15 protein-coding genes are annotated in these 13,617 nt (G+C 60.1%); 13 read left to right on the top strand and 2 right to left on the bottom strand.

Annotated features, from left to right (window positions below; genetic code table 11):
* The 5 genes from PMI26_RS11060 to PMI26_RS11075 form a co-directional block, all read left to right on the top strand.
* A partial coding sequence (locus PMI26_RS11060) for a CidA/LrgA family protein (RefSeq protein ID WP_007975913.1) occupies nt 1-224 on the top strand: 224 nt, incomplete at its 5' end.
* On the top strand, nt 221-937 hold the full coding sequence (locus tag PMI26_RS11065; protein WP_007975911.1) for an LrgB family protein: 717 nt from the start codon (nt 221-223) through the stop codon (nt 935-937). The genes PMI26_RS11060 and PMI26_RS11065, both read left to right, overlap by 4 nt.
* 10 nt (nt 938-947) lie before the next feature.
* Nucleotides 948-1,538, top strand: a complete 591-nt coding sequence (locus tag PMI26_RS11070; RefSeq protein WP_007975910.1) for an LON peptidase substrate-binding domain-containing protein — start codon at nt 948-950, stop codon at nt 1,536-1,538.
* A gap of 113 nt (nt 1,539-1,651) precedes the next feature.
* Nucleotides 1,652-1,816 carry a hypothetical protein gene (locus tag PMI26_RS31445; protein ID WP_007975908.1) on the top strand — a complete coding sequence of 55 codons (165 nt, stop codon included), beginning with the start codon at nt 1,652-1,654 and terminating at the stop codon, nt 1,814-1,816.
* A 683-nt stretch (nt 1,817-2,499) separates the two neighbouring features.
* Nucleotides 2,500-2,865 carry a hypothetical protein gene (locus tag PMI26_RS11075; protein WP_007975905.1) on the top strand — a complete coding sequence of 122 codons (366 nt, stop codon included), beginning with the start codon at nt 2,500-2,502 and terminating at the stop codon, nt 2,863-2,865.
* A 189-nt stretch (nt 2,866-3,054) separates the two neighbouring features.
* On the opposite strand, the gene PMI26_RS11080 is transcribed toward PMI26_RS11075, so the two are convergent.
* Both PMI26_RS11080 and PMI26_RS11085 read right to left on the bottom strand, forming a co-directional pair.
* Nucleotides 3,055-4,371: a bifunctional DedA family/phosphatase PAP2 family protein gene (locus tag PMI26_RS11080; RefSeq protein WP_007975904.1), complete on the bottom strand. Its 1,317-nt coding sequence runs from the start codon at nt 4,369-4,371 to the stop codon at nt 3,055-3,057.
* Between the two features lie 191 nt (nt 4,372-4,562).
* The gene (locus tag PMI26_RS11085) at nt 4,563-5,273 is read right to left on the bottom strand and encodes a DNA-3-methyladenine glycosylase (RefSeq protein WP_177323534.1); all 711 of its coding nucleotides are present in this window, start codon (nt 5,271-5,273) and stop codon (nt 4,563-4,565) included.
* A 177-nt stretch (nt 5,274-5,450) separates the two neighbouring features.
* On the opposite strand from PMI26_RS11085, the gene PMI26_RS11090 reads away from it, so the two are divergent.
* From PMI26_RS11090 to PMI26_RS11125, 8 genes are all read left to right on the top strand, one after another.
* Nucleotides 5,451-6,722 carry a glutamate-5-semialdehyde dehydrogenase gene (locus PMI26_RS11090; RefSeq protein WP_007975900.1) on the top strand — a complete coding sequence of 424 codons (1,272 nt, stop codon included), beginning with the start codon at nt 5,451-5,453 and terminating at the stop codon, nt 6,720-6,722.
* A gap of 1 nt (nt 6,723) precedes the next feature.
* Nucleotides 6,724-7,413, top strand: a complete 690-nt coding sequence (gene nadD / locus PMI26_RS11095) for a nicotinate-nucleotide adenylyltransferase (protein ID WP_007975898.1) — start codon at nt 6,724-6,726, stop codon at nt 7,411-7,413.
* A gap of 73 nt (nt 7,414-7,486) precedes the next feature.
* Nucleotides 7,487-7,981, top strand: coding sequence for a ribosome silencing factor (gene rsfS / locus PMI26_RS11100; protein ID WP_007975896.1), 495 nt, complete (start codon nt 7,487-7,489; stop codon nt 7,979-7,981).
* Nucleotides 7,982-7,990: 9 nt separating this feature from the next.
* Nucleotides 7,991-8,458, top strand: coding sequence for a 23S rRNA (pseudouridine(1915)-N(3))-methyltransferase RlmH (gene rlmH, locus PMI26_RS11105; protein ID WP_007937439.1), 468 nt, complete (start codon nt 7,991-7,993; stop codon nt 8,456-8,458).
* Nucleotides 8,459-8,470: 12 nt separating this feature from the next.
* Nucleotides 8,471-10,366: a penicillin-binding protein 2 gene (gene mrdA, locus PMI26_RS11110; protein WP_007975894.1), complete on the top strand. Its 1,896-nt coding sequence runs from the start codon at nt 8,471-8,473 to the stop codon at nt 10,364-10,366.
* A gap of 31 nt (nt 10,367-10,397) precedes the next feature.
* A complete protein-coding gene (rodA, locus tag PMI26_RS11115; protein WP_050549215.1) occupies nt 10,398-11,501 on the top strand; it encodes a rod shape-determining protein RodA in 1,104 nt (367 codons plus the stop codon).
* A 17-nt stretch (nt 11,502-11,518) separates the two neighbouring features.
* The gene (gene mltB, locus PMI26_RS11120; protein ID WP_007975890.1) at nt 11,519-12,529 is read left to right on the top strand and encodes a lytic murein transglycosylase B; all 1,011 of its coding nucleotides are present in this window, start codon (nt 11,519-11,521) and stop codon (nt 12,527-12,529) included.
* Nucleotides 12,529-13,536: a septal ring lytic transglycosylase RlpA family protein gene (locus PMI26_RS11125; protein WP_007975887.1), complete on the top strand. Its 1,008-nt coding sequence runs from the start codon at nt 12,529-12,531 to the stop codon at nt 13,534-13,536. The genes mltB and PMI26_RS11125 overlap by 1 nt, the downstream gene beginning before the upstream one ends.
* Nucleotides 13,537-13,617 lie beyond the last annotated feature (81 nt).

The raw sequence follows: 13,617 nt of genomic DNA, 5'->3' as shown, positions 1-13,617 counted from the left end.
GGGGGGAGCCACTGAACCTGGCGGCCGGCAGCCTGCTGCGCTACCTGCCGTTGTTGCTGGTGCCGCCGGCCGTGGGCGTGATGGTGTATGCCGCTGACATCGCGGCGGACTTCTGGGCCATCGTCGGTGCGCTAGTGTTGTCGCTGTTGCTTTCGATGGCCTTCGCCGGCGTGCTGATGCAGCGCATGGTCAAGCGTCACGCGCACTCCGAGGACAACCAATGATCTTCGACTGGCACGGCGCCTGGGCCTCGGTGATTCACCATCCATTATTCGGCATCGGTATCACCCTCGGTGCCTATCAGCTCGTCCTTGCGGCATTCGAGAAAACCCGCTGGATCTTTTTGCAGCCGGTGCTGGTCTCCATGTTGCTGGTGATCGGTGTGCTGGTGGGTTGCGGCCTGACTTACGCCGAGTACCGCAAGAGTACCGAGATCCTGAGCATCCTGCTCGGTCCGGCCACTGTTGCGCTGGCGGTGCCGCTTTATCTGAACCTGCGACGGATTCGGCAGTTGTTCTGGCCGATATTTACTACGCTGGTGATAGGCGGGGTGGTGGCCACGGGGATGGGCGTGTTGTTGGGCTGGTGGTTCGGTGCCGAGCACATGATCCTGATGACCATGGCACCGAAGTCGGTGACGTCGCCGATTGCGATGCTGGTGGCTGAACAGATCGGCGGCGTCGCGGCGCTGGCAGCGGTGTTCGTCCTGATTACCGGTGTGATCGGGGCGATTTTCGGCCCGGCCCTGTTGACTCGCCTCGGTGTGCACAGCCCGGAAGCCAGGGGTATGGCGCTGGGCATGACGGCCCATGCGGTCGGCACGTCGGTGGCGTTGCAGGAAAGTGAAGAGTGCGGCGCCTTCGCGGCGCTGGCGATGAGCCTGATGGGTGTGGCCACGGCGGTTTTCCTGCCGCTGGCGGTGTCGATGGTCGTGTAAGGAAATGTCTATGAGTCTGCCGCTTTTTCCGTTGAACACAGTGCTGTTCCCAGGTTGCATCCTCGACTTGCAGATCTTCGAAGCGCGCTATCTGGACATGATCGGCCGCTGCATGAAGCAGGGTGGCGGGTTCGGCGTGGTGTGCATCCTCGACGGCGAGGAAGTCGGAATCGCCCCGGCCGGCTACGCGCTGGTGGGCTGTGAAGCGCTGATCACCGATTTCAAACAGCAGGACAACGGCCTGCTGGGGATTCGGGTCCAGGGCGGCCGGCGCTTTCGCGTTTTGCGTACCGAAGTGCAACGGGATCAGTTGACCGTCGCCGAGGTCGAGTGGCTGGAAGATGAGCCGGAGCAACCGCTGCAGGATGAGGATGCCGACCTGGTGGCGTTGCTCAAGGCCCTGGCGGAGCACCCGATGGTCGAAGCCTTGAACATGGGCACGGAAGCGACCGGGCAACAGTCACTGGCCAATCAGTTGGCGTACCTGTTGCCTTTCGCCGAACTGGACAAGATTGACCTGTTGCAACTTGATGATCCGCAGCAGCGACTGGATGCGATTCAGGCGTTGCTGGATGAGTTACAGGGCGAGTTGTTTGCCTGAGCAGCATTTGGCAAAACATCAGCAGGTTGGCCAGCATTGTTGAGCGTCGGTGGATTATTTAGTTTGTGGCCGTCCACATGATGTGGGCAAATTCATTAAAAGGATCTAACGCAATGACTATCTATAAGAACGAAAAATCCGCCTGGGAAGCTGCTGCAGTAGGCTACCTGCTGAAAAATGCCAGCCCTAGTAGTTCTTTTGAAGACACCGCTGCAACTGCATGCCAGTTGGCTGATGCATTGATTTTGGAAATGCGTAATCGTGAGTGGGGGGGCTAAGTCCCCGAGACTGAAGCCCTCGACTAATGAGTCGGGGGCTTTTGTGGGGTGAGTCAATGTGCAATCACCCACCGGAAATGCATGCGGCAACACCAAAACCTCGAACAAACCTTACCCGCGCCACCAGCCACCAGCAATCAGGTCAGATGTCTCCGTGGCGGCTATCTACGGCTATCAGTACAACGAACTAAGGAACGGCGCAAAAGAACTCGGCGTGTGTTCGCTGGGCATGCTGTAACTGGCCAACGGTTCGTTCAAAACTTGCTAGTACCCGCAGGCAGGAAGCTGTTTGGTTGCGGAGTTGACCAATGCCGTGAAGTGAAGTGCCTGGGCAACAGTCACTGCTCAATCAGGTTGCGTACACATGTTGCCTTTTGCCAAGCTGGACAAGATTAATCTGCCGCAAATCGATTGTCCGCAATACGACTGGATGAGTCGCGGGGCGAGTTGTTTGTCTGATTGATAATGGTAAGTCGTCGACTGTTCGGTTGAGTTGAGTTGAGTTGTTTGGTCTGGTCTTAAGTTTGTTGGTTGGTTGTTTTGGTGGTGGTCAGTTTGTTTGGTGGGGCGTTGTATTGATTTTTAATAAGTTGGTGGTGGGTTTGTATTGATTGATAAGGTTGAGGTGGTTATATTTGCTTCGCCTGCATGAGGCAGGTATTGCATATATAAGGGAGTATTTGATGAAAGATTTAACTGGCGATGAACGTGCGTTGTGGGGTTTTTGCTTTACTCGGTCCATGCTCCGTGATGTTAGAGAAGGTACACCGCAGGTCGAAGTTGAGTTTGCGGCGGATTCGGCGCTGACTGCGGCGAATGCGTTGATTCTGGTGCGACGTTCGGATTTGAATACCGCTGGCGATGGTTTTGAACAGCGACTCTGGGATGATTATGCGGGGGAGGCACTGGTCAAGTTTTCTGAAGTTCGTTATAAGCTTGATGATAATGTCGCTCTCGCGCGCAAGATTGCAAAACAAATCGAGGCAGGTCTAATTAAATACCGTGGTGTTGAAAGCGAGAACTTGCCAAGTTTTCCGATCGGCGGCTAAGACTTAATATAATCTGTCAGGTTGGGCTGTTACTTGATGTCAGTGCGATTCCTGATGTCACTGCTGTAATAAGGTTGTCCGCCCAGAAGTTGTTTGCCTGGCATTATTGAAAAGATCGCAGCCTTTGGTCGCTTCTACAGCGTGAACGCTCATGCAGGTGCGACTGAGGGCTGGGATCTTTTGCTTTATCTAGTACGCATATCGCAACATCGTATGCGGCAAATGCCGCAACACGAAGAACCCGAACAATGCCACCAAGGCTGGGAGCACCAGCCACCAGACCTTGGGCGGTAAGGCGTTGAGCGGCTCCTTGCGCTGGATCAGCCACAGGCTGGCCGCACAGACACACGCCGCCAGCATTGCGCCGGCCAATACATCTGTCGGCCAATGCGCACCGAGGTATACCCGCGACAGCGCAATAGCCGTCGCTGGCAGGCATCCCACCAATAACCAGGTCAGGCGCATCCGGGGCGGTTGCCCGCGGCCGGCCAGAACGGCGAGGGTGAGGAACAGCGCGAAAGACCCTGAAGCGTGGCCGCTGGGCATGCTGTAGCTGGTGAGCGGATCGCTCAACACTTCGGGGCGCAAGCGGGCGAAAAAGTACTTGGTCGCGGTATTGGCCAGTGCCGTGAAGAGCAGTGTGCTGCCCGCGAAAATCGCGTGCCGCCATTGACGCGTCAGCAACAGCAAACCGGTCAGCAGCGCACTGAACAACAACATGTTGCGGAATTCGCCGATCAGCGTGAAGACCACCGCCACTTCATCCAGCAACGGTTTACGATGCTCCTGCACCAGCGTCATCACGCCTTGATCGAGTGCGGACAGGTGCGAATATCCGATAAACAACCCCGCCAGAATCAAAAGACTCATCCCGGTAATGAACAGCGTCGCGCGACGATGCCGGCGCAGGCTGCTGGTCGCGCTCAAGCCGATCATCAGAGCAATGCTGCCGACAACAACCCCGGCCTGGAACCAGAAGCCTTCGGGCAATGGCAAGCGGATTGCTGCGCCCGTGGCCCAGCCGGGCATCAGATAAGCCACCGACCACCCCGCACCGGCCAACAGGCTGACGGCGATGAAGCGTGGGAAGGGCATGTCACACATGCCAGCAACCATGGGTAACATCGGCCGTAATGGCCCGATAAAACGCCCGACCAGCAGGCTGGCGATGCCATAGCGCTGGAAATAGGCCTCTGCCCCGGCAATCCACTCCGGGTGATGGCGCAATCCGGGCAGGCGCCGGATATTCTGATGAAAGTGCCGTCCAAGGAAGTACGAAACGACATCGCCCAACACGCCGGCGAGAAAGCCCAGCAGCAAGGTTTCACTCAGTGGCAACGCTCCGCTGCCGGCCAGTACGGCGACGGTGAACAGTAAAACCGTGCCGGGGACGATCAGGCCGGCAATTGCCAGGCATTCCACAAAGGCCACCAGAAATATTGCTGCCGCCAGCCATTGCGGGTTGACCGTCAACCAACCGGTCACGCTATCGAGCCATTGGCCCATATAAACCACTCCATTGAATTCAATTGGCCCTTGGTGGGCAAACGCAAATTTTCGTTACGGCGCCGAACCCTGTGGGAGCGGGCTTGCCCGCGAATGGGGCCCTCCAGACGATATTATTGTCGCCTGACACTCCGCCTTCGCGGGCAAGCCCGCTCCCACAGAAACTCACTTTTACTTCAAGTTCGGGTAAGTCAGGACAGCACAAAATAATCGCGACCTTCGACTTGCCCCCGACGCAGCGGGTTGCGCGTGCAGTAAGCCGCGTAGGCTCCGTCGACGAAACGGTACATCAGGTGTTCATCGCGTCCGTGGGGGATGCCCAGGCGCGTGGTCTGGATGATGTGGGCGGGCGTCTGGCCGACGTGCTCTACCAGCAGCACTTCGTGGTCGAAGCGTTTGGCGTCCCACACCGGCACTTTCAGGCCTAGCGCCTTGCAGAGCAGGGTTTGCCCTGCGCAGAGCTTTTGTGACGGGCGAGGGTGACCCTGGGCATCGGGATTGTTCAACAGCATCTGTGCCAGGCTGGCCGGCCCGCTCAGTTCATCGACCCACGGATAGGCGGACTTGATCAGCACGGCGTTGCCGGGCCCTTGGGCGCTGAAATTGAGTGAATCGCCACCCCGGGCGTAATACATATAGATGTGGCCGCCATCCAGAAACAAAGCCTTACGCTTTTCTGTGTAGCCGAGGGACGCGTGGCTGCCTTTTTCCGCGCAGTAATAGGCTTCGGTCTCGATGATTCGGGCGCTGAGCCACAGGTCGCCCACTCGATGGCGAATGACTTTGCCCAGTAGGTCCCGGGCCAGAATTTGCGCGTCACGGTCGAAAAACGCGTCCGGGAGGCCCGCGGGCAGGCTCATGGCGGACGCTCGAACAGTCAGATTGGACATGATGGCCGGCATTTGTCAGGGCTGAATGAGTCGTGATGATAACAATTTGCAGCTTAATCCCGGCTGAACGTCGGCAAATACCCCTCCATTTCGACCATCCGCCCGTCACCGCTGTTAGTCCCGGGACGCGACAGCTATAATCTGCCGCTTTACTCTTTACCAAGACCTTATCAAAGACCACGCCAGACCATGACTGAGTCCGTTCTTGATTACATGACCCGCCTGGGTTGCGCTGCCCGCGAAGCTTCCCGCGTGATCGGCCGTGCCAGCACCGCGCAGAAAAACCGCGCCCTGCAGGCCGCCGCCAATGCGCTGGATGCGGCTCGCGCCGAGCTGACGGCGGCCAATGAGCTGGATTTGGCCGCCGGTCGCGCCAATGGTCTGGAGCCGGCCCTTCTTGAACGTCTGGCGCTGACCCCGGCGCGTATCGACGGCATGATCGTCGGTCTGCGCCAGGTGGCGGCCCTGCCGGACCCGGTCGGCGCGATCCGCGACATGAGTTTCCGTCCGTCGGGTATTCAGGTCGGCAAGATGCGCGTGCCACTGGGCGTGATCGGAATCATCTACGAGTCGCGGCCGAACGTGACCATCGATGCCGCCAGCCTGTGCCTGAAGTCCGGCAACGCGACCATTCTGCGTGGCGGTTCCGAGGCCATTCATTCCAATCGAGCCATCGCCGCCTGCATCCAGCGCGGCCTGGCCGAGGCCGATCTGCCCGCCGCTGTGGTGCAAGTGGTCGAAACCACGGACCGCGCTGCCGTCGGCGCGCTGATCACCATGCCTGAATACGTCGATGTCATCGTGCCCCGTGGCGGCCGCGGTCTGATCGAACGCGTCAGCCGTGACGCGCGCGTACCGGTGATCAAGCACCTGGACGGCATCTGCCATGTTTACGTGAGTGAGCACGCCGACCTGGCCAAGGCCCAGCGCATCGCGTTCAATGCCAAGACTTACCGTTATGGCATCTGCGGTGCCATGGAAACGCTGCTGGTGGATCAAACCGTCGCCAAGGATTTCCTGCCAGCGATGGCCGCCCAGTTCCGCGAAAAAGGCGTTGAGCTGCGCGGTTGCGAGCGTACCCGGGCGATCATCGATGCCGTACCGGCCACCGAGGAAGACTGGAGCACCGAGTACCTGGCGCCGATTCTGTCGATCCGCGTGGTCGACGGGCTGGAGCAGGCCATCGAGCACATCAACCGTTACGGCTCTCACCATACCGATTCGATTATCAGCGAACACCAGGGCGACACCCGGCGTTTCGTGGCTGAAGTCGACTCGTCGTCGGTGATGATCAACACCCCGACATGCTTCGCCGATGGTTTCGAATACGGATTGGGTGCCGAGATCGGCATTTCTACTGATAAGCTGCACGCCCGTGGCCCGGTGGGCCTCGAAGGGCTGACCTGCGAGAAGTACATCGTGGTCGGCGACGGGCAACTGCGCGGACAGGAGCCGGTCTGACTTGGGCGACTTCGACCCGTCAGCCCCGGTCACCGTCAGCGAGCCAGCGCCTCGCCGCATTGGCGTGCTGGGCGGAACGTTCGACCCGGTGCACATCGGCCATTTGCGCGGTGCACTGGAAGTCGCCGAAACCCTGGCACTCGATGAGCTGCGCCTGACACCCAGTGCCAGGCCCCCCCATCGGGACAAGCCGCAGGTGTCGGCAAAAGACCGTCTGGCGATGGTCGAGTGCGCGGTGGCCGGTGTGGCGCCGTTGGTGGTGGACGCCCGCGAATTGCAGCGGGACAAACCGTCCTACACCATTGATACCCTGGAACTGATGCGCGCCGAACTGGCCGTGTCCGACCAGGTTTTTCTGCTTTTGGGCTGGGACGCTTTTTGCGGCCTGCCCACTTGGCACCGCTGGGAAGAGTTGCTCCAGCATTGCCATATCCTGGTGTTGCAACGCCCGGATGCCGACAGCGAACCGCCGGATGCCTTGCGCAACCTGCTGGCAGCGCGCTCGGTGAGCGACCCGCTGGCCCTCAAAGGGCCGAGCGGACAGATTGCATTCGTCTGGCAGACACCGCTCGCGGTATCCGCCACCCAGATCCGTCAACTGCTGGCCAGCGGTAAGTCGGTACGTTTCCTGGTGCCCGACGCGGTCCTGGCCTACATCGATGCGCACGGGCTCTACCGTGCGTCGAACTGAATAGGAGTGCCTCAAGGCACGTGGCAACAACGTGTATTGAAGCGCCCGAACAAACGAGCAAAACGAGTTTTATATGACGAGCAACAACGAAAGCAAAGTAAAACGCAAAGGCACATTCAAGAGCGCCCCGCTGCCGGAAAAGGTCCTCGCCGCCGAGCCGCCTAAAGGCGACGAGCTGGTCAAGATCGCCGTAGCCGCCCTGGAAGACGTCAAGGCCCAGGACGTGCTGGTGATTGATGTTCGCGACAAGCAGAGCATCACTGACTACATGATCATCGCCACCGGTACCTCCAACCGCCAGATCGGCGCGATGCTGGACAAGGTTCGCGAGGCGGTCAAAGCCTTGGGCATCAAGCCGCTGGGTGAAGAAGGCAAGGGCGACAGCGACTGGGTGCTGTTGGACATGGACGACGTGATCGTCCACATGATGACCTCCAACGCCCGTCAGTTCTACGACCTGGAGCGTTTGTGGAAAGGTGCCGAGCAGAGCCGTGCGGCCGATGGCAAGCACCACAGCCCTGAAGTTGGTCACGAGCACTTCAACAAGCTCAACAAAGACCAGGAATAAGGGACCGCTGTGCGACTGCGACTGATCGCCGTCGGTTCACGCATGCCCAAGTGGGTGGAAGAAGGCTGGCATGAATATGCCAAGCGTCTTCCATCCGAGCTGGCGCTGGAACTGGTGGAAATACCGCTCAATACCCGTGGCAAGAACGCCGACGTGGCCCGTTTCATCCGTCAGGAAGGCGAAGCCATGCTGGCCAAGGTCGGGCCGAACGAGCGCGTTGTCACCCTCGAAGTCCATGGCAAACCCTGGAGCACCGAGCAGCTGGCGGTCGAACTCGATCGCTGGCGGCTGGATTCGCGCACCGTCAACTTCATGGTCGGCGGCCCCGAAGGGCTGGCGCCAGAAGTCTGTGCCCGGGCGGACCAGCGCTGGTCGTTGTCGCCGCTGACCTTGCCGCACCCGCTGGTGCGGATTCTGATCGGCGAACAGTTGTACCGTGCCTGGACCGTGCTGTCCGGTCACCCTTACCACAAGTAGTTCTGCGCCCTCATGACCCAGCCGATCCGCATCAAGGACCACGAAAAAGACGCCCGTCTGGTGCGTGGCCGCGTCGTGTTCGGGGCCATTGCAGTGGTGGCGCTGATCGGCGTGCTGATTGCGCGCCTGTATTTCCTGCAGGTGATCCAGTACGAGTATCACTCGACCCTGTCGGAAAACAACCGCGTCCATGTGCAGCCGATTCCGCCGACCCGTGGCTTGATTTTCGACCGCAATGGCGTGGTGATCGCCGATAACCGGCCCAGCTTCAGCCTGAGCATGACCCGCGAGCGGTCCGGCGACTGGCAGCAGGTGCTCGACGTAATCGTCGAAGTGCTGGAACTGACGCCCGAGGATCGGGTGGTCTTCGAAAAGCGCATGCGCCAGGGACGTCGACCGTTCGAGCCGGTTCCGATCCTCTTCGAACTGACCGAAGAGCAGATCGCGCGGATCGCCGTGAACCAGTTCCGCCTGCCAGGGGTAGAAGTGGTCGCGCAATTGGTTCGCCACTATCCCCAGGGCGCGCACTTTGCGCACTCGGTGGGTTACATGGGGCGGATCAACGAGAAAGAGCTCAAGACGCTGGACCCGGTCAGCTACAGCGGCACCCATCAGATCGGCAAAACCGGCATCGAGCGTTTCTACGAGCCGGAACTGCACGGTCAGGTGGGTTACGAGGAAGTCGAGACCAATGCCCGGGGCCGCGTATTGCGGGTGCTCAAGCGTACCGAGCCGGTTTCCGGCAAGGACATCGTCCTGAGCCTGGACATCAAATTGCAGGAAGCCGCCGAAGCCGCGCTCGGCGGTCGCCGTGGTGCGGTGGTGGCCCTGAACCCGAAAACCGGCGAGGTGCTGGCAATGGTCAGCCAGCCGAGTTTCGATCCGAACCTGTTCGTCACCGGCATAAGCTCCAAGGCCTATTCCGAGCTGCGCGATTCCATCGACCGGCCGCTGTTCAACCGCGTACTGCGCGGTCTGTACCCGCCGGGCTCGACCATCAAGCCTGCGGTGGCGATTGCCGGCCTGGACTCCGGCGTGGTGACGGCGTCGACCCGTGTGTTCGACCCCGGTTACTACATGTTGCCCAACTACGACCACAAGTACCGTAACTGGAACCGTACGGGCGACGGCTTTGTCGATCTCGACACGGCGATCATGCGTTCCAACGACACCTACTTCTACGACCTGGCCCACAAGCTGGGAATCGATCGGTTGTCGTCGTACCTGAGCAAGTTCGGCATCGGCCAGAAGGTGTCGCTGGACATGTTCGAGGAATCGCCGGGTCTGATGCCGACCCGCGAATGGAAGCGAGCGACCCGCCGCCAGGCGTGGTTCCCGGGGGAAACGCTGATCCTCGGGATCGGCCAGGGCTACATGCAGTCGACCCCGCTGCAATTGGCCCAGGCCACGGCGCTGGTCGCCAACAAAGGCATCTGGAACCGTCCGCACCTGGCCAAGACCATCGAAGGCGAGAAACCTGTGGATGAGAACCCGATGCCGGACATCATTCTGCGCGATCCTTCTGACTGGACCAAGGTCAACCACGGCATGCAGCAGGTCATGCACGGCGCCCGCGGTACGGCGCGCAAGGCTTCGATCGGCGCGCAATACCGGATCGCCGGCAAGAGTGGTACGGCCCAGGTGGTCGCGATCAAGCAGGGCGAGAAATACGACCGTTCCAAGGTTCAGGAGCGCCATCGAGACCACGCCCTGTTCGTTGGCTTCGCACCGGCGGACGACCCGCAAATCGTGGTGTCGGTGATGGTCGAGAACGGTGAGTCCGGCTCCGGCGTCGCAGCGCCCGTGGTGCGTCAGGTGATGGACGCCTGGCTGCTGGACCAGGACGGCCGTCTCAAAGCCGAATACGCCAGCCCTACCAGCGCGGAGGCCACGGCCCGTGATGAATAATTTTGATCGCATGCTCTCCAGTGAGGATGTGATGCGTCGTCGCGCGACGCTGCTGCAACGTATGCACATCGATGGCGTGTTGCTGATTTTGCTGCTGACCCTGGCCGCCGGCAGTCTGTTCGTGCTGTATTCGGCCAGCGGCAAGAGCTGGGACCTGCTGGCCAAGCAGGCCACTTCTTTCGGCATCGGCCTGGTGTCGATGATCGTCATCGCTCAGTTCGAGCCGCGCTTCATGGCTCGCTGGGTGCCGGTCGGCTATGTGATAGGCGTGCTCTTGCTGGTCGTGGTGGATGTCATGGGGCACAACGCCATGGGCGCCACGCGCTGGATCAATATTCCCGGCGTGATTCGCTTCCAGCCTTCGGAGTTCATGAAGATCCTGATGCCGGCAACCATCGCCTGGTACCTGTCCAAGCGCACCTTGCCGCCGCAGCTCAAGCATGTCGGCATCAGTCTGATGCTGATCGGCATCCCGTTCATTCTCATCGTGCGGCAACCGGACCTCGGCACTTCGCTGCTGATCCTGGCCGGCGGCGCTTTCGTGCTGTTCATGGGGGGCTTGCGCTGGCGCTGGATCCTCAGCGTGCTGGCCGCCGCCGTGCCCGTGGCGGTTGCCATGTGGTTCTTCATCATGCACGACTACCAGAAGCAGCGAATCCTGACATTCCTTGACCCGGAGAGCGATCCGCTCGGTACGGGCTGGAACATCATCCAGTCCAAGGCCGCCATCGGCTCTGGCGGTGTGTTCGGCAAGGGTTGGTTGCTGGGCACCCAGTCGCACCTGGACTTCCTGCCGGAAAGCCATACCGACTTCATCATTGCCGTACTGGGTGAAGAGTTCGGCCTGGTAGGGATCTGTGCGCTGCTGCTGATCTACCTGCTGTTGATCGGGCGTGGTCTGGTGATTACCGCCCAGGCGCAGACATTGTTCGGCAAGTTGCTCGCGGGCAGCCTGACCATGACGTTTTTTGTTTATGTTTTCGTCAACATCGGTATGGTCAGTGGCCTGTTGCCGGTGGTGGGGGTGCCGTTGCCGTTCATTAGCTACGGAGGAACTTCGCTGGTGACGCTGCTGTCAGCGTTTGGGGTTTTGATGTCGATCCATACCCATCGCAAGTGGATCGCGCAGGTTTGAATAAGGTGAAATTTTCAATGCAAGTAGTGCGTGGCTGGGCGACTCGATTTGCGCCATGGGTCGGCCTGGTAAGCATCCTTGGCAGCGTGCAGGAAGCGTTGGCCGGCGACTACGAAGGCTCACCCCAGGTGGCCGAATTCGTCGGTGAAATGACCCGTGACTACGGTTTCGCCGGCGAACAATTGATGGGCGTGTTCCGCGAAGCCGAGCGCAAGCAGTCGATTCTGGACGCCATCTCGAAACCCGCCGAACGGGTCAAACAGTGGAGCGAGTATCGCCCGATGTTCATCACCGACGCGCGCATAGCCCGTGGGGTGGACTTCTGGCGTCAGCACGAAGCGGTGCTGGCCCGTGCCGAGCAGGAATACGGCGTGCCGGCCCAGGTGATTGTCTCGATCATCGGCGTTGAAACCTTTTTCGGCCGCAATACCGGAAATTTCCGGGTGATCGATGCCTTGTCGACGTTGGGTTTCGACTATCCTCCCCGTGCCGAGTTTTTCCGCAAGGAATTGCGTGAGTTCCTGCTGCTGGCCCGCGAAGAGCAGGTTGATCCGTTGACGCTCAAAGGCTCCTACGCTGGCGCAATGGGCTTGCCGCAATTCATGCCGAGCAGTTTCCGCGCCTACGCGGTGGATTTCGACGGTGATGGCCATATCAACATCTGGACCAACCCGGACGATGCCATTGGCAGTGTCGCCAGTTACTTCAAGCGTCATGGCTGGGTCGCCGGCGAACCGGTGGTGAGCCGCGCCGATGTCCGTGGCGATCAGGTTGACGAAGGTTTGACCGCAGGCATCGAACCGACGAAAACCGTCGGGGAGTTGCGAGCCCTGGGGTGGTCAAGTCATGATGCGCTGCGCGATGATATGCCGGTTACTGCTTTCCGCCTCGAAGGCGACAATGGCCCCGAGTACTGGATGGGCCTGAAGAATTTTTACGCGATCACGCGATATAACCGCAGCGTGATGTACGCCATGGCCGTACATCAACTGTCTGAACAGCTGGTCCAAGCACGGGGCGTCAAGTAATGCGGGCATTGCCTATCAATAAACCCCTGAAGCTGATGGCATTCGCCGCGTTGGCAGTGCTGGTCGCCAGTTGTTCGACCAGCCGCGCGCCGGCCCAGAAGTCCACCACTGCCGTACGCGCGACGCCGGGGCTGGACATCAACCGTGCCCACAAGGATGGCGCACCATGGTGGGACGTCGATGTGTCGCGCATCCCGGACGCCACGCCGACCCTGCACACCGGCCCCTACAAGGCCAACCCATACACTGTGTTGGGGAAGACTTACTTCCCGTTGCAAGAATCCAAGACCTACGTGCAGTCGGGTACGGCGTCCTGGTACGGCACCAAGTTCCACGGTCAGAACACTGCCAACGGCGAAGTGTATGACCTGTACGGCATGAGTGCCGCGCACAAGACATTGCCACTGCCGAGTTACGTCCGGGTGACCAACCTGGACAACAACAAGAGCGTGATCCTGCGAGTCAATGACCGCGGTCCGTTCTACTCGGACCGGATCATCGACTTGTCCTACGCTGCCGCGAAGAAACTCGGTTACGCCGAAACCGGCACGGCGCGGGTCAAGGTCGAAGGCATCGATCCACAGGCGTATTGGGCGGCCAAAGGCCGTCCGGCACCATTAATGCTCAACGAACCGAAAGTCGCGCAGAATAGCGCCCCGGTGATCACGGCCTCGGCCGGCACCGTCGAGCAATGGACGCCACCGCCGCAGCAACACGCCGCTGCGGTAGTGCCCGTGCAGCTCGATGCAAAAAAAAACGCTTCTGTACCAGCCTCTGGCCAGTATCTGCAGGTGGGCGCGTTCGCCAACCCGGACGCTGCAGAACTCCTGAGATCCAAGCTCAGCGGGATGGTGAGCGCTCCGGTGTTCATCAGCTCGATCGTGCGCAATCAGCAGACTCTGCATCGGGTTCGCCTGGGGCCGATCGGTTCGCCGGGTGAAATTGCCCAGGTGCAGAACAGTGTGCGCCTGGCCAACCTTGGTTCGCCAAGTGTGGTCACGGAATAAGCAACACGTAGAACTTGATTGACGATTCACCAGCGATTGGGGGGTGAATCAGGTTGTTGGCTCGTTGAAGAACAAAAGCCC

It is taken from the genome of Pseudomonas sp. GM33 (assembly GCF_000282295.1).
Taxonomy (GTDB): Bacteria; Pseudomonadota; Gammaproteobacteria; order Pseudomonadales; family Pseudomonadaceae; genus Aquipseudomonas; species Aquipseudomonas laurylsulfatiphila.
Note: the sequence above shows the minus strand (reverse complement) of the source record. Positions and strands in the feature narration are given on the sequence as shown.

What these genes read in the sequence shown, in the direction of transcription:
- PMI26_RS11085 (WP_177323534.1), bottom strand. Translation starts at nt 5,273, where the DNA reads ATGCCGGCCATCATGTCCAATCTGACTGTTCGAGCGTCCGCCATGAGC.
- PMI26_RS11075 (WP_007975905.1), top strand. Translation starts at nt 2,500, where the DNA reads ATGAAAGATTTAACTGGCGATGAACGTGCGTTGTGGGGTTTTTGCTTT.
- PMI26_RS11080 (WP_007975904.1), bottom strand. Translation starts at nt 4,371, where the DNA reads ATGGGCCAATGGCTCGATAGCGTGACCGGTTGGTTGACGGTCAACCCG.
- rodA (WP_050549215.1), top strand. Translation starts at nt 10,398, where the DNA reads ATGCGTCGTCGCGCGACGCTGCTGCAACGTATGCACATCGATGGCGTG.
- PMI26_RS11090 (WP_007975900.1), top strand. Translation starts at nt 5,451, where the DNA reads ATGACTGAGTCCGTTCTTGATTACATGACCCGCCTGGGTTGCGCTGCC.
- mltB (WP_007975890.1), top strand. Translation starts at nt 11,519, where the DNA reads ATGCAAGTAGTGCGTGGCTGGGCGACTCGATTTGCGCCATGGGTCGGC.
- PMI26_RS11070 (WP_007975910.1), top strand. Translation starts at nt 948, where the DNA reads ATGAGTCTGCCGCTTTTTCCGTTGAACACAGTGCTGTTCCCAGGTTGC.
- mrdA (WP_007975894.1), top strand. Translation starts at nt 8,471, where the DNA reads ATGACCCAGCCGATCCGCATCAAGGACCACGAAAAAGACGCCCGTCTG.
- PMI26_RS31445 (WP_007975908.1), top strand. Translation starts at nt 1,652, where the DNA reads ATGACTATCTATAAGAACGAAAAATCCGCCTGGGAAGCTGCTGCAGTA.
- rsfS (WP_007975896.1), top strand. Translation starts at nt 7,487, where the DNA reads ATGACGAGCAACAACGAAAGCAAAGTAAAACGCAAAGGCACATTCAAG.
- PMI26_RS11065 (WP_007975911.1), top strand. Translation starts at nt 221, where the DNA reads ATGATCTTCGACTGGCACGGCGCCTGGGCCTCGGTGATTCACCATCCA.
- PMI26_RS11125 (WP_007975887.1), top strand. Translation starts at nt 12,529, where the DNA reads ATGCGGGCATTGCCTATCAATAAACCCCTGAAGCTGATGGCATTCGCC.